The 19,495-nt window shown below is 75.2% G+C and carries 20 protein-coding genes; 17 read left to right on the top strand and 3 right to left on the bottom strand.

Going from position 1 to position 19,495, the window contains the following annotated elements:
• From ACIBK9_RS09000 to ACIBK9_RS08960, 9 genes are all read left to right on the top strand, one after another.
• The gene (locus tag ACIBK9_RS09000; protein ID WP_397156489.1) at nt 1-744 is read left to right on the top strand and encodes a hypothetical protein; all 744 of its coding nucleotides are present in this window, start codon (nt 1-3) and stop codon (nt 742-744) included.
• Nucleotides 741-2,864, top strand: coding sequence for a hypothetical protein (locus tag ACIBK9_RS08995; RefSeq protein WP_397156487.1), 2,124 nt, complete (start codon nt 741-743; stop codon nt 2,862-2,864). Before ACIBK9_RS09000 ends, ACIBK9_RS08995 begins: the two co-directional genes overlap by 4 nt.
• Nucleotides 2,861-4,288 carry a hypothetical protein gene (locus ACIBK9_RS08990; RefSeq protein ID WP_397156485.1) on the top strand — a complete coding sequence of 476 codons (1,428 nt, stop codon included), beginning with the start codon at nt 2,861-2,863 and terminating at the stop codon, nt 4,286-4,288. The genes ACIBK9_RS08995 and ACIBK9_RS08990 overlap by 4 nt, the downstream gene beginning before the upstream one ends.
• Nucleotides 4,288-5,184, top strand: coding sequence for a protein phosphatase 2C domain-containing protein (locus ACIBK9_RS08985; RefSeq protein WP_397156484.1), 897 nt, complete (start codon nt 4,288-4,290; stop codon nt 5,182-5,184). Before ACIBK9_RS08990 ends, ACIBK9_RS08985 begins: the two co-directional genes overlap by 1 nt.
• A 31-nt stretch (nt 5,185-5,215) precedes the next feature.
• Nucleotides 5,216-6,535 carry a hypothetical protein gene (locus ACIBK9_RS08980; protein WP_397156482.1) on the top strand — a complete coding sequence of 440 codons (1,320 nt, stop codon included), beginning with the start codon at nt 5,216-5,218 and terminating at the stop codon, nt 6,533-6,535.
• A 42-nt stretch (nt 6,536-6,577) separates the two neighbouring features.
• A complete protein-coding gene (locus ACIBK9_RS08975) occupies nt 6,578-7,267 on the top strand; it encodes a hypothetical protein (protein ID WP_397156480.1) in 690 nt (229 codons plus the stop codon).
• A 64-nt stretch (nt 7,268-7,331) separates the two neighbouring features.
• Entirely contained in the window at nt 7,332-8,729 is a 1,398-nt protein-coding gene (locus tag ACIBK9_RS08970; RefSeq protein ID WP_397156478.1) for a tol-pal system YbgF family protein, read from the top strand.
• A 15-nt stretch (nt 8,730-8,744) separates the two neighbouring features.
• Nucleotides 8,745-9,449 carry a Crp/Fnr family transcriptional regulator gene (locus ACIBK9_RS08965; protein ID WP_387669335.1) on the top strand — a complete coding sequence of 235 codons (705 nt, stop codon included), beginning with the start codon at nt 8,745-8,747 and terminating at the stop codon, nt 9,447-9,449.
• Nucleotides 9,450-9,619: 170 nt separating this feature from the next.
• Nucleotides 9,620-10,534 (top strand): tetratricopeptide repeat protein, encoded by a 915-nt coding sequence (locus ACIBK9_RS08960; protein ID WP_397156476.1) that lies wholly within the window; start codon nt 9,620-9,622, stop codon nt 10,532-10,534.
• Between the two features lie 10 nt (nt 10,535-10,544).
• Here ACIBK9_RS08960 and ACIBK9_RS08955 read toward each other — a convergent pair whose 3' ends face one another.
• The 3 genes from ACIBK9_RS08955 to ACIBK9_RS08945 all read right to left on the bottom strand — a co-directional run bounded on the left by ACIBK9_RS08955 (nt 10,545) and on the right by ACIBK9_RS08945 (nt 12,781).
• Nucleotides 10,545-11,102, bottom strand: coding sequence for a Pycsar system effector family protein (locus ACIBK9_RS08955; RefSeq protein ID WP_397156474.1), 558 nt, complete (start codon nt 11,100-11,102; stop codon nt 10,545-10,547).
• 69 nt (nt 11,103-11,171) lie between these two features.
• Complete coding sequence (locus ACIBK9_RS08950) at nt 11,172-11,741, bottom strand: GrpB family protein (protein ID WP_397156472.1); 570 nt, start codon at nt 11,739-11,741, stop codon at nt 11,172-11,174.
• A gap of 185 nt (nt 11,742-11,926) precedes the next feature.
• Nucleotides 11,927-12,781 (bottom strand): hypothetical protein, encoded by an 855-nt coding sequence (locus ACIBK9_RS08945; RefSeq protein WP_397156470.1) that lies wholly within the window; start codon nt 12,779-12,781, stop codon nt 11,927-11,929.
• A gap of 108 nt (nt 12,782-12,889) precedes the next feature.
• Between ACIBK9_RS08945 and ACIBK9_RS08940 the strand changes: the two genes are divergently transcribed.
• Genes ACIBK9_RS08940 through ptsP form a run of 8 tightly spaced genes read left to right on the top strand, consistent with a single transcriptional unit; the run spans nt 12,890 to nt 19,494 of the window.
• Nucleotides 12,890-13,651: a DeoR/GlpR family DNA-binding transcription regulator gene (locus ACIBK9_RS08940; protein WP_352350975.1), complete on the top strand. Its 762-nt coding sequence runs from the start codon at nt 12,890-12,892 to the stop codon at nt 13,649-13,651.
• Entirely contained in the window at nt 13,648-14,631 is a 984-nt protein-coding gene (pfkB, locus tag ACIBK9_RS08935; RefSeq protein WP_397156468.1) for a 1-phosphofructokinase, read from the top strand. Before ACIBK9_RS08940 ends, pfkB begins: the two co-directional genes overlap by 4 nt.
• A gap of 32 nt (nt 14,632-14,663) precedes the next feature.
• Nucleotides 14,664-15,854 (top strand): mannitol-specific PTS transporter subunit IIC, encoded by a 1,191-nt coding sequence (gene mtlA / locus ACIBK9_RS08930; protein WP_397156466.1) that lies wholly within the window; start codon nt 14,664-14,666, stop codon nt 15,852-15,854.
• Nucleotides 15,855-15,857: 3 nt separating this feature from the next.
• Entirely contained in the window at nt 15,858-16,166 is a 309-nt protein-coding gene (locus ACIBK9_RS08925) for a PTS lactose transporter subunit IIB (protein WP_358286402.1), read from the top strand.
• Nucleotides 16,159-16,584 carry a PTS sugar transporter subunit IIA gene (locus ACIBK9_RS08920; RefSeq protein WP_358011434.1) on the top strand — a complete coding sequence of 142 codons (426 nt, stop codon included), beginning with the start codon at nt 16,159-16,161 and terminating at the stop codon, nt 16,582-16,584. Before ACIBK9_RS08925 ends, ACIBK9_RS08920 begins: the two co-directional genes overlap by 8 nt.
• Complete coding sequence (locus ACIBK9_RS08915; protein ID WP_397156463.1) at nt 16,581-17,585, top strand: zinc-dependent dehydrogenase; 1,005 nt, start codon at nt 16,581-16,583, stop codon at nt 17,583-17,585. Before ACIBK9_RS08920 ends, ACIBK9_RS08915 begins: the two co-directional genes overlap by 4 nt.
• A 12-nt stretch (nt 17,586-17,597) precedes the next feature.
• On the top strand, nt 17,598-17,912 hold the full coding sequence (locus ACIBK9_RS08910) for an HPr family phosphocarrier protein (protein ID WP_397156461.1): 315 nt from the start codon (nt 17,598-17,600) through the stop codon (nt 17,910-17,912).
• Nucleotides 17,905-19,494: a phosphoenolpyruvate--protein phosphotransferase gene (gene ptsP, locus ACIBK9_RS08905; protein WP_397156459.1), complete on the top strand. Its 1,590-nt coding sequence runs from the start codon at nt 17,905-17,907 to the stop codon at nt 19,492-19,494. The genes ACIBK9_RS08910 and ptsP overlap by 8 nt, the downstream gene beginning before the upstream one ends.
• The last annotated feature ends 1 nt before the right edge of the window (nt 19,495 follow it).

The raw sequence follows: 19,495 nt of genomic DNA, 5'->3' as shown, positions 1-19,495 counted from the left end.
ATGGGCCACGATTTCGAACGCAGGCTGGTGCTCGCGGTGCGGGCGCACGGCTACGACACGCGTACGGCCAGGATGCAGGGGGTGATCCGGGAGGGACTGAGCGGCGCGCTGGACGTGGCGGCCCGGCGTGCCCGGCTCGACCGGCCGTCCTGGGGGCGGGTCGGGGAGGTCGGGGGCGAGCTGGCCGTGCTGCCGCCGGGCGAGCCGGAGCCGGTGGTCTGCGACGCCTTCGTCCACCAGGTGCTGGCCGCGGTGCGCGAGCACAACCGGCTGACCGCGCCCGACGGCCGGCTGCGCCTGCGGCTGGCGATCAACTTCGGCATGACGGCCGGGGAGGCGGCCGGCGGGTACACCGGGCCGGGCCCGGTGGTGGCCAGGGAGCTGGCCGGTTGCGCCGCCGCGCGGGCCGTGCTGGAGCGCGGCGCGGCCGAGCTGGTCGTGGTCATGTCGGCGGACGTCGTCGAGGACACCATCGCCGGGCAGCTCACCTCGCTGGAGACCGAGGACCTGCGCGAGGTGGACGCGGGCGGCCGGCGGGCGTGGTTGTGGCTGCCGGGCGGACATCCCTGGCCCGACGATCCGGCGGGCCAAGGCCCCGCCTGCGACGCCGCCCCCGCCCCTGACGCGCCGGCCTCCGGCGCCCCCTCGGCCGGGTCCGGCGGCGGGGCCTTCGCGGGGGCCCACATCATCGCCGAGTCCGTCGCCGGCCGCGACATCCACCATCACTACGGAGACAGGACATGAGCGACAAGGAACCGCCGAACCAGGAGGAGCCGAAGAACCCCGACCCCCAGAGCCCGGACGGCGAGCCCGAGCCGGGCGAGCGCAAGCCGCACGACCTGGGCCGCGAGATCTCCGCCAGAGCCGCCACCCCCGGCGTCGTGCAGGACCGGCTGGGCACCGAGGCGGACGCCTTCTCCAGCTTCGGCGGCGCCGACGTGCGCGCGGGCCAGGCGGCCGGCCGCGACCTGTACATCACCTACCACGCGGTGTCGGCGGCCAGGGACGCCCCGCGCGTGTGGCAGCTGGGACCGGCCGACCTCGAACACGCCGACAAGAGGTTCGTCGCCCCGGCCGACTTCGACGCCCTGGCCGAGGCGGCCGGGACGCGCCCGGTGCTGTTCCTGCGGGCCGACCCCGGCAGCGGCAGGTGCATGGCGGCCACCAGGCTCCTGCTCGGCTGCTCGGCGGTCTACCGGCTGCACGCCGACACCCGGTTGAGCGCGCTCACCCCCGACGTGCTGGCCAAGGGATGCGGCTACATCCTGGCCGACCTGCCGGGCTCCGCCTGCCGCGAGCTCACCGCCGACGACCTCGGCCAGCTCGCCGACGTGTTCGAACGCGCCCGCGCGCGGCTCGTCGTGACGATGTCCGCCGGCGGCCGGATCACCGGGGCCGGAGCCGGCGCGCTGGTCATGGAGCTGGGCGAGGTGACCGACCGCGTCGAGGTCTTCTACCGGCACCTGAGCCGCGACCTCGACGACGAGGCCACGGAGCGGGTCTTCGGCGACCGGGAGATGATGGCCCTGCTCCGGAGCGAGCTGGACAAGAACTCCTCGCCCGCGCACGCCGCCCTGGTCGCTGCGTACGCCGCCGAGGCGTACAAGGCGGGCGAGCCGCTGGCCGAGACCGTGGGCGACCGGCTGGCGATGCTGGACGCGGCCGAGTTCGAGAGGTGGGCCGAGGGCCTGCCGGACCTGCCCACCCAGAGCATGGCGGTGGCGGTGGCGGTGCTGGGCGGGGAGCCGTACGAGACGGTCTCGGCCGCGGCCGAGCTGATGCGCGAGAGCCTGGAGCCCGAGCGTCCGCTGGAGAGCGCGGAGCCGGCCAGGGACGCCCCGCTGGTCGCGCGCAAGCGGGCCCGGTTGCGCGCGCTGCGCGCCCACGTCGTCCGCTCGACGGTGCAGACCCGGCACGGCGGCGCGCCCACCGAGGTGGTGCGCTACCGCGACCCGAGCTTCCAGCAGAAGTACCTGCTCTACTTCTGGAACGAGTACGACCAGGCGCGGCCCACCCTGCTGGCCTGGTTGCGCGTGTGCGCGCGGCACGAGCTGGAGTCGGTCCGGGTGCGGGCGGCGGTCGCCACCGGCGTCCTCGGGGCCCGGTCCTTCGACCACGTCCGGGCTCTGGTGATCAGGCCCTGGGCCGAGGGCGACGACCCCGACCTGCGGGACGCCGCCGCGCGGGCCCTGCGGCACGCCGCGATGGCCGACCCGGACCTCGGGCCGCCCGTCCGGAACCTGGTGCGCGCCTGGTCGGCGGACGAGTCGCCGGAGCTGCGGGCCACCGCGGCCCGATGCTGGCGGATCGAGTACGACGCGGCCGGCCCCGCCGCGGCCATGAAGGCCCTGGAGGAGCTGGCCTCCTCCGCCGACCTGGACGTGATGACGGCGATCTGCAACAGCCTCACCGAGATGTGGGAGGTCGACGGCGAACGTCTGGAGGCGCCCGCGCTCCTGCTGGGCTGGCTCGGCAAGAGCTCGCGCAAGCCGATCGCGCGCCTGGCGTTCCTGCTGGCCGCGGCCGACCTGGTCCGCCAGGTGGGCGGCGCCACCTGGCCGGCCCTGCTCCACATCGCCACCCGGGATCCCGTCCGCCACCGGGAGATCGCCTCCCTGTGGCGGGACGCCGTCACCGCGCCCCACCTGAACCCGCACGCCAAGGAGATCCTCGCCGAGTGGGCGCACAGCGTCGACGCCCATCCCCTGGCCCGCAGGTCGTTCGCGCGTCTCATGCAGGCGGTCGCCGAGACCCCGCGCAGCGCCACGATCCTGGCCCACGAGGCCGGCAAGTGGGCCAAGGGCTCGCGTCCCGCGCCCGCCACCGCCGCGGAGGTGCTCCGCCTCGTCCGAGAAGAGAGATGACCGCAGTGAACCAGCCCATGCCTCCCCAGCCCCTGCCCGGGAACGGCGGCCCGCCCCACAACGGCGCCGGCCCGCAGCCGGTGCCGCCCGGCCCGGCCATCCCGCCGGACTACCCGGCCGGGATGACCGGCCCGCTCCCCCAGGGCCCGCCGGTGCCGCCGCACTCGCGCAGCCCCCGCGAGCACCTGCCCCAGCACGCCCCCGAGGACATCTGGGGGCCGCCCGCCCCGCCGCCGATCCCGCTCATCCTGGTCGAGCAGACGGTGCAGGAGGCGGGCCGCGCGCCCATCCAGCCGGGACGGGCGCTGCTCTACAGCGACGACTCCGGCCAGGTCTTCCATCTCGCCAAGCCGCCCGGCATCTTCACCCGCCGCTACCGGTGGCGGTACGAGGTGGACATGTCCGACCACTACTCCGTGCTGCACCTGGAGCTGGCCAGCAGTTCGCGGGCGGCCAGATTCCGGCTGCGGATCGACGTGGGGTGGCGGGTCACCGACCCGGTCAAGATCGTGACGTCCCGGATCCAGGACGGCAACGCGCTGGTGCAGTCGCGGATCCGCGAGGCGGTCTCGCCCGTCTGCCGCGGCTTCGACATCACCCGCGACGCCGACCTGGAACGGCAGCTCATGGCGGACTTCGGCAACGACCGGGTGCAGCAGTACCCCCAGGAGGGCATCCTGCTGTTCCGCTTCGCCGTGCAGGTCAGCCACGACCGCAAGGCGGCCGGCTGGATGGCCGCCCAGGCGGACGCCCGCATCGAGGGCCAGCTGGAGGCCGAGGGCATCACCGGCCTGCGGCACCAGATCACCTCCGAGGACGACCTGATGCTGCTGCTGCTCCACCGCGCGCCCGAGCGGGTGGCCGACGTCATCGGCGACATCCGCAAGCGCAAGGAGCTGAGCATGCAGGCCCGCATCGACCTGTTCAACAAGCTCGTGGACAACGACATGATCCAGGAAGCGGAGATGGACACCATCCGCAAGCTGATCATCGAGCCCATCGAGGGGATCGCCAGCGCCGCGCCGATCGGGGCGTTCGGGATCGAGCAGATCGGCGCGCGGGAGCCGCGGCCCGCCCTGCAGCCCCCTCCCCCGCCGGAGGCCGGCCCCCGGGACGACGGCGAGGACGTGCTGCCGTCGCAGGTGGTGCCCGGATCGGTGGACCACGTCACCGGCTGGCACCCGGCTCCCTGGCAACGCGGCCGGCACACCGGCGCACCGCAGGCCACGCCCGGCAGCCCCTCGCCCGGCCCCGCGCCCGGCCCCGCGTCCGCGCCCACCCCACCGCACGACGCCGCGCGCAACGGCCGCCACCACAACGGCCACGCCGCCGGCCCCCGCTCCGGCGACGGGTTCGACGACGGGTTCGACAGCGGCTTCGACGGCGGGTTCGACGGCGGCCCGCACGTCGTCGGGGAGCCGTGATGCCCTGGCCCTTCCGCAAACCGCCGCCTGCCGTCACCGCCCCGCCCGCGGCGCCGGCGACGTCGGCGACGTCGGCGACGTCGGCGTCCTCGCCCGCGGCGCGGCTGCCCTGGCGGCTGCCGGACGAGCCGGCCCTGGCCGGGATCGCCGCGGACGCCGTCAGCGTCGGCGGCCTGACGGTGCGGGCGGTGTCGCTCGTGGGCCCGGGCCACCGGTGCGCCGAGCCCGCCGTGCCCCGGCAGGACGCCTACCGCCTCGGCAGGGACACCGCCAAACGGCACCTGATCGTGGCGCTCGCGGACGGCATGTCCGACAGCAGGCAGTCGCACCTGGGCGCGAACGTGGCGGTCACCGCCCTGGTCGGCCGGGTCAGAGCGGACCTGGACCGCGGCGGGCCCCTGAGCGCCTGCGACGTCTTCCTCGACGCGGCCCGGCAGATGGCCGGCTCGGCGGTGCGGCACGGCGTCACCGAGCACGACGTGCGGGCGGCGGCGCTGGTCGCCGTCGTCCCGGTGAGCCCGGACCCCGGCGGGCGGCGGACGGCCAGGCTGATGGCGCTGGCCGACGTCGGCGGCTGGCTCCGGCTCCCGCAGGGCTGGCGGCGGCTGATCGGCGAGGAGAAGTCGGGGCTCGACGCGGGCCGGCTGACGGAGTTCCTGCCCTTCCATCCCGACCAGGTCACGAGCGTCACCGTCGAACTCGCGCCGCGCGCGGTGCTGGCGCTGGCCACCGACGGCCTGGGGGACGCGCTGGCGCCCGGCGATCCCCTGGCGGGCTGGTTCGCCGGCCGGTGGAGCGCGCCGCCGCCCATCGCCGAGTTCCTGCGGGACGTCGGCTTCGAGTCCCCCGGCAGGCTCGACGACCGCACCGCCGTCGTCGTGTGGTGCGCCCCATGACCGGCAGGCGGGCGGAAGGGAGGTGCGGGTCGTGAGGGCATGGTCGGACAGCCCGTTCGAGGCCGTCACGCCGATCGAGGAGGTCGCCGAGCGCGGTGCGGTGATCGCGGCAGACAACGGCGAGTCGGAGATCGTCTACGAGTGCGCCGCCCACCCCGGCTGGCTGGTGAAGCTCTACCGGCCGGGCCACGCGGCCGGGGCGGCCGGGGCGGCCGGCGTGCTGGCGCAGCTGATCGCCCTGCCGGCCGGGATGCCGGCGGCCGACCGGGCGCTGATCGACCGGAGCGTGTCCTGGCCGGTCACCCGGGTCGTGGACGGCGGCAGGACGGCAGGGGTCGTCATCGCCAGGGCTCCGGCGGAGTTCAGCGTCCCGATGCGGATGATCTCGGGCTCGACGACGGTCCGGCTCCTTGAGGTCGACCATCTCGTCCAGGCCGATCCGGGGTTCTTCGCCCGGCGCGGCTGGGAGACGCCGGCCCCGGCCGAGCGGCTGGCCGTCGCGCGCAACCTGGCCGCCGTGGGGGCCCTGCTGGAGCGGCACGACGTCGTCTACGGCGACTGGTCCTACGCCAACGCCTTCTGGACGCGCCGCAGCGGCCGGGTGTTCGTCATCGACGTGGACTCCTGCGGGCTGACGGACCGGCCGTGGGTGGAGTCCAAGATGTGGGACGACCCCCGCGTGGCGCCGGGTGACCGGCTGACCGTCCGCACGGACCGGTACAAGCTGGCGGTGCTGGTCGTGCGCTGCCTGACCGGGGTGCGCGGACCGGACCCCGAAGCGGCCCACGCCGCCCTGCCGTCGGCCGTGCGCGACGGGCCGCTCGGCCGGGCGCTGCACCGGTCGCTGACCGCCGCCGACCCCGCGGGGCGTCCGGCCGTCGCCGACCTGCTGGCCCTGCTGGAGACGGCGCGCCCGGACCAGTTCGTCCGGATTCCCGTCCCACGGCCGCCGCTCGGCCCGGTCGCGGGCGTCCCCCACGACCGCCACGCCTCCCCTGCGGACCGGACCGCCGCCCCCGCGGACCGGACCGCCTCCCCTGCGGACCGGACCGCCGCCCCCGCGGACCGGACCGCCGCCCCCGCGGACCGGACCGCCTCCCCTGCGGACCGGGCCGCCGCCCCCGTGGACCGGAGCGCCTCTCGTGCGGATCGGGCCGCCGCCGCGCCCGCCGGGCGGGCAGCGCGGCCGGAGCCCCGCCCCGCGGACGCCGCCCCTTCCGGGGACCGGCGGGGGGCGTCTCCTGGCGGGGTCCTCTCCCCGGGGCGTCTGCTGCCCGTGGTGATCGTGGTCTGCCTCGCCGTCCTGGTGCTGCTCGCCGGCGCCGGGCTCGTGGCGTCCCTGTTCGCCTGAGCCGGCGTCCGGTCCCCAACGACGTCAGATCTGGAGCCCCCCGTGAACGATCCAAGCCCCGGCCAGGCCGGGCCGCAGGTCCTGCCGACCTATCTGGTGCTCGACGTGTCCAAGTCCATGAAGCCGCACGAGAGCCTGCTCAACCGCACCCTTGAGGACATCGTCAACACGCTCTACTCCAGCCCGCGCATCTCGGAGTTCGTCCATCTGTCGATCCTGACCTTCAGCACCAGGCCGCACGTGGTGCTGGCGATGACGGAGATCGCGGCGCTGACCGGCCTGCCGATCGTGGAGTGCCGCGGGTCCACGTACTTCGGTCCGTTGTTCGAGACGCTGCGCGACCGCATCGAGCTCGACCTGTCGGGGCTGGCCGCGCGGGGGTCGCGTCCCCTGCGGCCCGTCGTGTTCCTGCTGACCGACGGCGCGCCCGCCGACACTCCCGCGCAGCGATGGGTGGAGGCGTTCGAGTCGCTGACCGACCCGCGGTGGCGTCCGCATCCGCACGTCCTCACCTACGGTTTCGGCGAGGCGGTCGAGGGGGTGCTGCGGCGGATGGCCACGGTCGCGGCCTTCATCGCCGAGCCCGGCGCGGCGACCGACACCGAGGCGATCACCTCCGCGCTGAACACCATGCTCAACTCCCTGGTGGCCACCGCCGCCGGCAACACGCTGCAGGTCCCGGAGCGGGTCGCCGGCTTCCGCGAAGTCCCCCTCGACCACGTCGAGTTCTGATGACGGGCCGTGCTGACGGGCCCTGTCCCCGGCCGGATCGGAGGCTTGCGTGGACGGTGTGTGCGTGACCGCCGGCATCGACGAGCGCGCCCCCGGGACGGCCGCCGCCCGGGTCCGGCTCCAGACGGCGCTGGCCGCGGCCTTCCGTTCCGCCTCCCGGCTCGGCGCCGAGGGCGGGGTCGGCGGCGGAGTCGGGATCGGCGGCGAGGGCGGGGTCGGCGGCGGAGTCGGGGTCGGAGTCGGGGAGCAGCACCGGTTGCCCGCCCACGGCGTGCACCTGTTGCTGCCCGCCGGCGGCGACTCGCTGACCGTGCTCTCGCGCCTGCTGCGGGAGGTCGGCGCCGCGCTCGACGACGCCAACCGCGCCTGCGGCGCCCGGTCCGGGATCAGGCTGCGGCTGGCGCTGGCTCGCGGGCTGGTCCTGCCTCCGGGGATCGCGGGCCACGCCGTCGCCGAGTGCCTCCGGCTGCTGGACAGCGACGCGGTCCGGGCCACGGCGGCGAACCCGACCGTGGTCGCCTCGGACTCCTTCTTCCAGAACGTGGTGGCCCGGGGGCTGCTGGAGCACCGTCCCGAGGACTACCGTCCCGTCCGGATCGGCGGTGGCGCGTCCCCGATCGCCTGGCTCCATGCCCCGGACGTCCCCGCCCCGGACGTCCCCGTCGTGGACGGGCCGTCCCGTCTGCGGGCCGGGGAGATGGCGGCGGAGATGGCGGCGCGGGCCGGGCGGCTGCTGGGGCGGGGCGAGTACCGGCAGGCGATCCTGGACCTGGAGGAGACGCTGCGGCTGCTGCCCGGCGCGGACGGCCCCGACGCCGAGGAGTCGCTGCTGCGGCTCGGCGACTGCCACCGGCGGCTCGGCGACGTCGAGGCCGCGGCCCAGACGTGGTCGTTCCTGCTGGCACGCAGGCCGCTGTGCGCGGCGGTGTGCCAGCGGCTGGGCCGCCTGGAGCTGGAACGCCACCGCACCCACCTCGCGCTGGTCTACCTCACCGAGGGGCTGCGCCTGGTCCGGAGCCGCCCGCTCCCGGCGGGCACGGCGGGCACGGCAGGAACAGCGGGCACGACCGGGACGGCGGCGCCGACGGGGACGACGGCCGACCGGCTGACCTGCGCGCTGCTGCTGGACCTGTCCTGCGTGCGCAGCGCGCTGGGTGACCTCGCCGTCGCCGACGCCTTCCTCAACGAGGCGGCCGAGGCCGATCCCCGCAGCCCGCTGCCTCTGGTGCCGCTCGCCTTCCGGGCGGCCCGGCGCCGGGACCTGCAGACGACCCGGCGGCTGCTCGGCACCGCCCTGATCCGGGTTTCCGGTGAGGACAGAAAGGACTTCCTCCGGGAAGTTTGCACAGGTGCCGCATCCCGGGAAGGCGGCGACGTCATAATCAGGGTTCTCCAGGAGCACGGCCTGTACCCGACGGCCTTCCCCTGGACGACGAACGTCCCCCGCCCCCCACCCGCATGATCCGAGGTGACGCGCATGCCTCCCGACCTGTGGCCCAAGACCTCCTTCCTCGGCGCGCTGGACGAGCTGACCCGCAACGCGCTGCTGCGCCTGGGCCGCGTCAAGACGTACTGCTCGGGGGAGGCCGTGGTCCACCAGGGCGATCCGGGCGAGGCGGTCTTCCTGCTGCTCACCGGCCGGGTCAACGTGCACGCCACGGTCGAGAACGGCGCGGAGACGCTGCTCGCGATCCGCCATCCCGGCGACATCCTGGGCGAGATGGCGGTGTTCGGGGACATGCCGCGCACCGCCACGGTGACCGTCCGGGTGCCGGCCACCATGCTGGTGGTGGCCGGTGAGGCGTTCAAGCAGTTCGTCGGCGCGCAGCCGAGGGCCGCGGTGGCGCTGACCGCCAACACCGCCGACCGGCTGCGGCAGGCCAACATCTTCCGCGCGGACGCGGCCGGCTACGAGGTGGACCAGCGGCTCGCCCGTGCCGTGCTCTACCAGGTGCAGCGGTACGCCAACGTGGTGGACGGCCACTGGGCCGCCGACCTGCGCCAGGCGGAGCTGGCCATGCTGATCGGCGCGAAGGAGGGAACGGTGCAGAAGGCCATCGCCGCCATGAAGGAGCTGGTCGTCAGCCAGCGCGGCCGGGTGGTCATCCTGGACGTGGCCGGGCTGGCCGCGCTGGCCGACATGGACGTCCCGGACCACCTCCTCGGCGATCCCCCACGGTGAGCGCCGGCAGAGGCCGCCCGGGACCCCCTCCCGTCCCGCCGGCCCCTGCGCGGCGGGCCGAGCTCCCCCCAGGATCGCCGCTGTCCCGGCGGGCTTCCCCGCACCAGTAGGGGTTGCCCGTCGCGGGCCCCCCGGACAATGACCTCGACCATCGACAGGAGAGGACGCGCATGTCATCGCCGCGAAGAGTGCTCTGCGGAGCCGTCGACATCAAGGGCTGGAGCGGACGGCCCGTGCCCGAGCAGATCCGCGCCCAGCAGAGCCTGGTCACGGTCGTGTACGCGGCCTGCCGGGCCGCCGGGCTGCCCGAGGAGATCGTGCAGAGCAGCGGCGACGGCGTGCTGATCATGCCTCCGAGCGACATCGACGAGACGGCGGTCGTCCCCGAGCTGGTGCACGGGCTGACCGTCGCGCTGCGGCAGGAGAACCGGCTGCTGAGCGAGGGCGCCCGGATCCGGCTGCGGTTGTCGCTGACCAACGGCGTGGTGTCCACCGGGCCCACCGGCTTCAGCGGCCCGGCGATCATCGAGTGCTTCCGGCTGCTCGACAGCCCGGCGGTCAAGTCCGTGCTGGTGGACCATCCGGCCGCCGAGCTGGCGGTGGTCGTCTCCGACCACCTCTACCAGGACGTGATCCGGCACGGCTTCCGGTCCTTGCGTCCCGAGGAGTTCTGGAGGGTGGACGGCACGATCCCGGAGCGGGGCTTCTCGGCGACCGCGTGGGTGTGGGTGTCGGAACGGGCGCAGGCCGGCGTGCCCGGCGCCGCCCGTACGGCCGGCGCCGACGGGGTCGCCTCGCTGGAGGAGCTGCTGCGGGCCGAGCCGGCCCCCTCGCCCTCCACGTTGCTGCGGCTGGGCCGCGCCCAGCTCGACGCGGGTGAGGCGGAGGCGGCGCGGCTGACCTACACGTACCTGATCGAGCGCGCGCCGCGGGAGGCCACGGCGTATCTGGAGCTCGGCCGGCTGGAGCGGCTGGCGGGCCGGCCCGCCGCCGCCCGGCACTACTTCGCGACGGGGGCCGGCCTCCTGGACGACGGCGGGCTGCTGTCGCGGCTGGTGCGGGAGCTGCTGGAACTGTCGGCATGACCGGCGGCGGTCAGAGGTTCTGCAGCACCGCGACGACGGCCATGACGGTGAGCATCGCCAGGCCGGCCAGCAGCGCGCCGAGCGCCAGGCCGGCCCAGCGGTACTTCTTCCTCGCCACCCTGGCGTTGGCCCAGATCTGGTGGGCGATGGCGGGCACGAGCGCCTCGGGCCGGGCGACCAGGCCGCTCAGCTCGCCCACGTACGTCTCGGGCCGGGCGCCGAAGCGCGTGGCGACGTGGTGGTAGTGCAGCACGTTGGTGGGCTCGCTGCGCACCCTGGGGATCAGCGCCAGCGCGGCGGCGAAGGCCGCGGTCAGGACGCACACCGCGCAGGCCACGGCCGCCAGGCCGAAGGCCACGCCGGTGCGGGGCACGCTCCTGATGAGGGTGTAGACGAGGCCGCCGACGACCCCCGCCGCGGCCAGGGTGAGGCCCGCCTTGGTCTCGGCGTGCTTGACCAGGTCCACGACGAGCGTGAGCGCCTTCCAGGCGTGTTCGGCCCCCGGCTCGGCCGGCGGCCCGGCGGGCGCGACGGCGGGAAGGGACTTCTTGACGGGAGCCCGCTTCATGAGGGCGTTCCCGACCGCGGGTGCGCGCGCCGGCCGGGCCGCCGGGGCTGTCCGGGACGGGTCACGGAGCTAGGTCACTTTCCAGCCGGTGCGGGCCGCCCAGTCCTCGGCGGTCGCCACGACCAGGTCGACGACCGGGTTCTTCATCTCGGTGTAGGCGGCGCCGTCGGTCACCGCCTCGGCCAGGGACCGCTTGAAGGCCGCGTAGGCGGGCACCGCGGCCGGATGGGCCCGGAACCAGTCGCGAAACAGCAGGGCGAAGCGCTCCCCCGCGCCGCCCGCCGCGCGGAGGTGCAGGTTGACGTCGGGCCCGGCGTGGCCGCGGCGCATCCAGAGCCGCTTGCGCCACAGGTCGGGCGGGCCGGCCGAGCCCGCGGGGACGTGGTCGTGGAAGTAGGCGGTGCGGGCGAAGCCCAGCGCGTGCAGCGCCTCGGCCAGAGCCTCCTCGGCGGCGTCGAGGTCGGGCACGCTCACCTGGAGATCGAAGATCGGTTTGGCGTCCATGCCGGGGATGGAGGTGCTGCCGATGTGCTCCACCTGGAGCGCCGGCGGCGTCAGCGCGTCGAGCAGCTCGGCGGCGAGCGCCTTTCCGGCCGATTCCCAACCCGGATCATTTTTCGCGATGTCCACGCTAGGCACAGACAAATGGTAACGCCGCCAGAACGGCACACCTAGAGTTTTTCCCTTTTCACGTTCGACGCCATTTTCCTACAGCTGCGACCAGGGGTTTCATCAGAAAATAACCGCCTCAGAAAAGGCGGCCCGACAGCCCGCGGGAACGATTTCCCGGCGGGCTCCCGGCATTTCCCGGTGCATTCAGGGCGTCACGACACCGAGCGATACAGGGCCGCGGTCAGGTCGGTGACGCGTTTGACCGAGCCGCTCCACGCGCTGCCCGCCGGATGGGCGGTGAGCACCGCCATGACCAGGCGGTCGCCGGCGCCGGCCAGGCCGGTCGTGTGCAGCACGGGCCGGCCGTAGTCGGGCACGCCCGAGCCGGTCGCGCGCTGCGCGATCCACGAGACGGGCGCGGCCAGGGCCTTGGGGTCGCACGTGCCGGGCGGCGTCGCGCCGAACCCCGACCAGCCCTGCTTGACCGCCCACGGCCTGGGCACCGCGCGCGGGATGCCGAAGGTCTGGTCGAAGCCGTCGGTGCCGCACGGCGTGGAGGCGCGCAGGTGGCCGAGGACGAGGTCGCGCACCCGGGCGTCGGCGGTGTCCAGCAGGTAGCGGTAGGTGCGGACGACGTCGTACGCGCTGAGCGAGGTGTAGCCCCAGAAGCCGGGCTTGGACGCGGGCGGCGGGGTGGTGTCGGACAGGCCGAGCCGGCGGGCGGTCCGGACGATGATCTGTCCCTTGCCGTCGCGGTCCCACAACGCCGAGGCGGCGTCGTCGTCGCTGGAGCGCAGCATGATCTTCAGCAGCCGGGCGTCGGCCGGGGGCACGCTCTTGCGCCGCTCCAGGTAGTCGATCGCGATGAGGATCTTGACGACCGACGCCGAGCGGAACTTGCGGTGGGCGTTCCGGACGGCGACGATCTTGCCCGCCTTCCTGTCGAACACCACCCAGGCCGCCGTGGTGCCCGGGGGCACCTGGATCGGGCGGGCGACGGCGGCGTGGGCGGGCGTGGCCAGGGCGACGACGGGGACGACCGCCGCCGCGGCGGCCAGGGGCTTCATTCGCACCCGCCTATAACTACCAGATTGCGTCGTCCACCCCTTGACCGTCCAACGAAAGCGGGTATAAACACAGGAGAAACCAAACAGAAACGGCGGTGAACCAACATCATGTACGCCGAGGAGCGGCAGCAGGAGATCCTCCGCAGAGCGCGGGACGCGGGCCGCGTGGACGTGGTGCGGCTGGCCGCCGAGCTCGACGTGACCACCGAGACGATCCGCCGCGACCTGACCGCGCTGGAGCGGGCGGGCGTGCTGCGCCGGGTGCACGGCGGCGCGATCCCCGTGGAACGCCTGGGGTTCGAGCCCGCGCTGGCCGCCCGCGACGAGGTGATGACCGCGGAGAAGGAGCGCATCGCCAAGGCGGCCCTGGCCGAGCTGCCCGAGGACGGCTCGGTCATCATCGACGCCGGCACCACCACCGGCCGCCTGGTCCAGGCGCTGCCCGCCGACCGCGAGCTCACCGTGATCGTCAACTCGCCGCCGCTGGCCACCGTCCTGGCCTCGCGGGCCAACCTCCAGGTGATCGTGCTGGGCGGGCGGCTGCGCGGCAAGACGCTGGCCACGGTCGACGACTGGGCGCTGCGCCCGCTGGCCCACCTCAACGTCGACGTCGCGTTCATGGGCGCCAACGGCTGCTCGCCCGCCCGGGGCCTGACCACGCCCGACCCGGCCGAGGCGGCGATCAAGCGGGCCATGGTCCGGGCCGCGCAGCGCAGCGTGCTGCTGGCCGACCACACCAAGTTCGGCAACACCTACCTGGCCACGTTCGCCGAACTGGGCGAGATCGACGTGGTGATCACCGACGCCGGGATCGACCCGGCGCTGGCCGCCGACGTCGCCGCGGCCGGGCCGGAGGTGATCCGCGCGTGATCCTCACGTTGACGCTCAACCCGAGCCTCGACCGCACGATCGAGATCGCCGCTCTGGCCAGGGGCGCGGTGATCCGGGCCGCGCGGGCCCGGCTCGACCCGGGCGGCAAGGGCGTCAACGTCTCGCGGGCGCTGCTGGCCAACGGCGTCGCCGCCCGCGCCGTGCTGCCCTTCGCCGGGGACGAGGGCGCGCAGCTCGTCCGCCTGCTGGCCGCCGAGGGCCTGGACATGGTCACCGTCCCCGTGGCGGGCACGACCCGGTCCAACGTCACGCTCGCCGAGCCCGACGGCACGGTCACCAAGATCAACGAGCCGGGGCCCGCGTTGTCGGCGGCCGAGCTGGACACGATCGCCGAGACCGTGCTGGCCGCGGCGCGGGAGGCGGACTGGGTGGTGGCCTCGGGCAGCCTGCCGCCCGGCGTGCCCGCCGACGTCTACGCCCGGCTGTGCCGCCGTTTCGCCGCCGCGGGCCTGCACGTCGCCGTGGACACCAGCGGCCCGGCCCTCGCCCGCGCGCTGGAGGCCGGTCCGGCGCTGGTCAAGCCCAACCTCGACGAGCTGGCCGCGGTGACCGGCCGGCCGTTGTGCCGGGTCGGCGACGTCGTCGAGGCGGCGGCCGGGCTGCGCGCCGCGGGCGCCCGCACGGTGCTGGCCAGCCTCGGTGCCGACGGCGCCGTCCTCGTCCAGGACGACGGCGTCTGGTACGGCGAGGCCGCGGTCACCGGGCCGCGCAGCTCCGTCGGCGCCGGCGACGCCATGCTGGCCGGGTTCCTGGCCGCGGGCGGGCACGGCGTCCCCGCCCTGGCCGAGGCGCTGGCCTGGGGCGCGGCGGCGGTCCGGCTGCCCGGCAGCAGGATGCCCGGCCCCGCCGACATCGACCGCGCCGGGGTGCGCACGGGAGCCCCCGACCCGGCCCGCCCGCTCACCGTCCCGCACGCGCCGCCCGTCCCGGAGCCGGTCGCCCCCGCACCGCACGGCTGATCCACTGCTCATCCCCCCGAAGGAGCACGTCCATGGCCGACAGTTACACCCCTCCGGTCTACGGCACCGGAGTCAAGGCCACCATCCAGCGTCTAGGCGGCCATCTGGCCGGGATGATCATGCCGAACATCGGCGCGTTCATCGCCTGGGGCCTGATCACCGCGCTGTTCATCCCCACCGGCTGGCTGCCGGACAAGGAGCTGGCCGCGCTGGTCGACCCGGTCATCAAGGCCCTGCTGCCGATCCTCATCGCCTACACCGGCGGCCGCATGGTCCATGGGCAGCGCGGCGCGGTCGTCGGCGCGGTGGCGGCGATGGGCGTGGTCGTGGGCTCGGACATCCCGATGTTCCTGGGCGCGATGATCGTCGGCCCGCTCGCCGCCGTGATCCTGAAATATGTGGACAAGTTCACTGAGCAGCGGACCCGGGCCGGGTTCGAGATGCTGGTGGACAACTTCACCGCCGGCATCGTGGGCGCCGCGATGGCCGTGGCCGGGGTGCTGGGCATCGGGCCGGTCGTCCGGGTCGTCACCGACGCGGCGGGCCAGGCGGTCGAGTGGCTGATCACCAACAACCTGCTGCCGGTGGCCTCGGTGCTGATCGAGCCGGCCAAGGTGCTGTTCCTGAACAACGCGGTCAACCACGGCGTGCTGGGGCCGCTGGGGGTGGCCGAGGCGGTGCGGCAGGGCAAGTCGATCCTGTTCATGCTGGAGTCGAACCCCGGCCCCGGGCTCGGGCTGCTGGTGGCGTACCTGCTGTTCGGGCCGCGTCCGCTGCGGCCGAGCACGCCCGCCGCGATGATCATCCACTTCTTCGGCGGCATCCACGAGATCTACTTCCCGTACGTGCTGATGAAGCCGCGGCTCATCCTGGCCGTCATCGCGGGCGGCGCGGCCGGCGTGTTCACCTTCATGATCACCGGCGCGGGCCTGGTCGCCACGCCCTCCCCCGGCAGCATCTTCGCCTACCTCGCGGTGACGCCGCGCGGCGGCTGGCTCGGCTCGATCGCCGGGATCGCGGTGGCCGCGGCCGTGTCGTTCGCCGTCGCCGCCGTGCTGCTGGGCTTCGGCCGGGGCGAGAAGGAGCCGGCGCCGGACGTCCCCGGCCCGCAGGACGCCGTCGCGGACCCGCCGGCGCCCGAACCCGCCAGCACCGAACCCGCGAGCCCCGAGCCCGCGAACACCCGACCCGTCAGGACCGAACCCGTCAGCAAGGAGGCGTGAGCCGTGGCCGGCATCGACAGCAAGGACATCCACAAGATCGTCGTGGCCTGCGACGCGGGCATGGGCAGCAGCGTCATGCTCGCCTCACAGCTCCGCAAGCAGCTCAAGGAGAGCGGCGTCACCGTCGAGCACACCCCGGTGAACTCCATCCCCGCCGACGCCGACGTCGTCGTGTGCCACTCCGGGCTGGCCGCCCGGGCCAGGGCCGCCGCGCCGGGCAAGGCGCTGGTGTCCTTCCAGGTCTTCCTCGGCGACCCGGCGGTGACCGCGCTGGTGAACACCATCAGGAACGGCGGCGCCGTCGATGCGTGAGGACCTGCTCGACGCGCGGGCGATCCTGCTGCACGAGAGCGCGGCCTCGCGGGAGGAGGCCGTCCGCCGGTGCGGGCGGGTGCTGGTGGAGGTGGGGGCGGTCGCGGAGCCGTACGTCGAGGCGATGCTCGAACGCGAGCGCACGATCTCCACCTACGTCGGCGAGGGGGTGGCCGTCCCGCACGGCACGGCCGCCTCCAAGCGGGACGTCACGCGCGACGCGATCTGCGTCGTGCGCTTCCCCGGCGGGATCGACTGGGACGGCGAGCGCGTCACGCTGTGCGTGGGCATCGCCGCCGCCGGCGACGGGCACGTGCCGCTGCTGGCGGCGCTGGCCGAGATCCTGCTCGACCCCGACCGGGCCAGGGCGTTGCGCGAGGCGACGGAGCCGGGCCAGGTGCTGAAGGAGCTGACGTGAAGGTAGCCAGGTTCCACGCCCCGGGCGACATCAGGATCGAGGACGCGCCCGAGCCGCAGGCCGGGCCGGGCGAGCTGAAGATCCGGGTGCGCAACTGCTCGACCTGCGGCACCGACGCCAAGATCTTCCGGTACGGCCACCACCACATCAGGCCGCCGCGCGTGATGGGCCACGAGATCGCCGGCGAGGTCGTGGGCACCGGGGCGCGGGTGCAGGTGATCGCCGCCATCCCGTGCGGGACGTGCGCGGAGTGCCGCCGGGGCCGCCTGACCGTCTGCCCGCGCCAGGAGTCGATGGGCTACCACTACGACGGCGGCTTCGCCGAGTACGTGGTCGTCCCGGCCAAGGTGCTGGCGGTGAACGGCGTCAACCCGGTACCGGACGGCGTCGGGTTCGCCGAGGCGTCGGTAGCCGAGCCGCTGGCCTGCGTGCTCAACGGCCAGTCGCTGGCCGGGGTGGGCCCGGGCGACGACGTCGTGGTGATGGGCGCCGGCCCGATCGGCTGCCTGCACGTACGGCTGGCGCGGGCGCGCGGCGCGTCCCGGGTCTTCCTGGTGGACGTCAACGCCGACCGGCTGGCGATGGCGGCCGAGCTGGTGCGTCCCGACGCGGTGATCGACTCCGACGCCGTCGGGCAGGTGCTCAAGCTGACCGGCGGCCGCGGCGCCGACGTCGTGATCACCGCCGCGGCCTCCGGCGCGGCCCAGGAGCAGGCGGTCCGGATGGCCGCCCGGCAGGGCCGCGTGAGCTTCTTCGGCGGGCTGCCGAAGGACGACCCGGTCATCGCGCTCGACGCCAACCTGGTCCACTACCGGGAGCTGACCATCGTGGGCGCGAACGGCTCCAGCCCCGCGCACAACGCCGAGGCCCTGCGCCTGGTGGCCGAGGGCGCCGTCGTGGTGTCCGACCTGATCACCCACCGGCTGCCGCTGCCCCGGGTGCTCGACGGGATCGACCTCGTCAGCACGGGCAAGGCGATCAAGGTGACGATAGAACCCTGAAGGAGGTTGGCGATGGCGAGTCGAACGGTGGCCGTGGCCAGCGCCGGCGGCCTGCACGCGCGTCCGGCGAAGGTGTTCGTGCGGGAGGCGGCCCGGCTCGGGGTGCCGGTGCGGGTGCGGCTCGGCGAGCGGTCGGTGCCGGCCGGCAGCATGCTGGGGGTGTTGTCGCTGGGCGCGACGCAGGGCACGGTGGTGACGCTGGAGGCCGAGGGCGCGGGGGCCGAGGAGGCGCTCGACGCGCTGGCCGCCCTGCTGTCCCGCGACCTCGACGCCGTCCCCACGCCCGGTGCGGCTGAAACTGCAGCCGGTGAGGCGCTCGATGGCTGAGGCGACGCTGAAGGGGGTGGGGGTCAGCCAGGGCCGCACCGCCGGGCCCGTGGTGCGGATGGCGGCCCCGCCGGTGCTGCCCGCCCCCCGCCGGGTCACCGACCCCGGCGCCGAGACGGCCGCCGCCGCGAAGGCGCTCGACGCCCTCGCCGCCGACCTGGAACGCCGCGCCGCCCACGCCGGCGCCGAAGGGGCCGAGATCCTTGAGGCGCTGGCCATGATGGCCGCCGACCCGGAGCTGCGCGAGCAGGCCGAGGCGCACGTGCGCGACGACGGCCTGGACGCCCCCCACGCCCTGGACGCCGCCTTCTCCGCGCACCAGGAGGCCCTGGCCGCGCTCGGCGGCTACCTCGCCGAGCGGGCCGCCGACCTCGACGACCTCAGGTCCCGCGCGGTGGCCGCCGCCCTGGGCCTGCCCATGCCGGGCGTGCCCGACCCCGGCCATCCGTTCGTGCTGGTGGCCGCGGACCTGTCGCCCGCCGACACCGTCGGCCTGGGCCCGCGGGTGCTGGCGCTGGTCACCGAGCGCGGCGGGCCCACCAGCCACACCGCCATCCTGGCCCGCGGCCGCGGCCTGCCCGCCGTGGTGGCCTGCGCGGGCGTCACGGCCGTCCCCGACGGGACGGTGGTCGGCGTGGACGGCGTCACCGGCGAGGTCACGGTCGGCCTCACCGGCGAGGAGGCCGACCGCGTACGGGAGTCCGACCGGCGCGACCGCGAGCGGCTGGCCGCAAGCGCCGGGCCGGGCAGGACGGCCGACGGCCACCCGGTGAGGCTGCTGCACAACATCGGCTCGGCCGCGGACCTGCGGCCGGGCGCGGAGGGCGTGGGCCTGTTCCGCACCGAGTTCCTGTTCCTCGACCGCAGGCTGCCGCCCTCCCACGAGGAGCAGGTCGCCGCGTACGCGGAGGTGTTCGCCGGGGGCGGCCCGGTGACCGTGCGCACGCTCGACGCCGGCACCGACAAGCCGCTGCCCTTCCTCGGCCTGCCGGCCGAGCCCAACCCGGCGCTGGGCGTGCGCGGCCTGCGCGTCGACCGGGTGCTGCCCGGCGTCCTGGACGCCCAGCTCGACGCCATCGCCGAGGCCGCCCGCGCCACGGGCGCCGACGTGCGGGTGATGGCCCCGATGGTGACCACCGCGCGCGAGGCCGCCGACTTCGCCCGCCGCGTGCGCGCCCGCGGCCTCGCCCGCGCGGGCGTGATGGTCGAGGTGCCCGCCGCCGCCCTCCAGGCCGACGAGCTGCTGGCCGAGGTGGACTTCCTCAGCGTCGGCACCAACGACCTGGCCCAGTACACCTTCGCCGCCGACCGGCAGCATCCCGGCCTGTCCGACCTGCTCGACCCGGCTCAGCCCGCCCTGCTGCGGCTGGTCGGCATGTGCGCCGAGGCCGGGCTGCGGGCGGGCAAGCCGGTCGGGGTGTGCGGCGAGGCCGCCGGCGACCCGGCGGTCGCGCCGCTGCTGGTCGGGCTCGGGGTGTCCAGCCTGTCGATGGCCCCCGTGTGCGTGCCCGTCGTCCGCGAGGCGCTGGCGACCCTCACCCTGGAGGAGTGCCGGGAGCGCGCCCGCCTGCCGCGGCGCTGAC

Source organism: Nonomuraea sp. NPDC050227 (assembly GCF_044459705.1).
Taxonomy (GTDB): Bacteria; Actinomycetota; Actinomycetes; order Streptosporangiales; family Streptosporangiaceae; genus Nonomuraea.
This window is presented reverse-complemented; position numbering and strand designations above follow the sequence as displayed.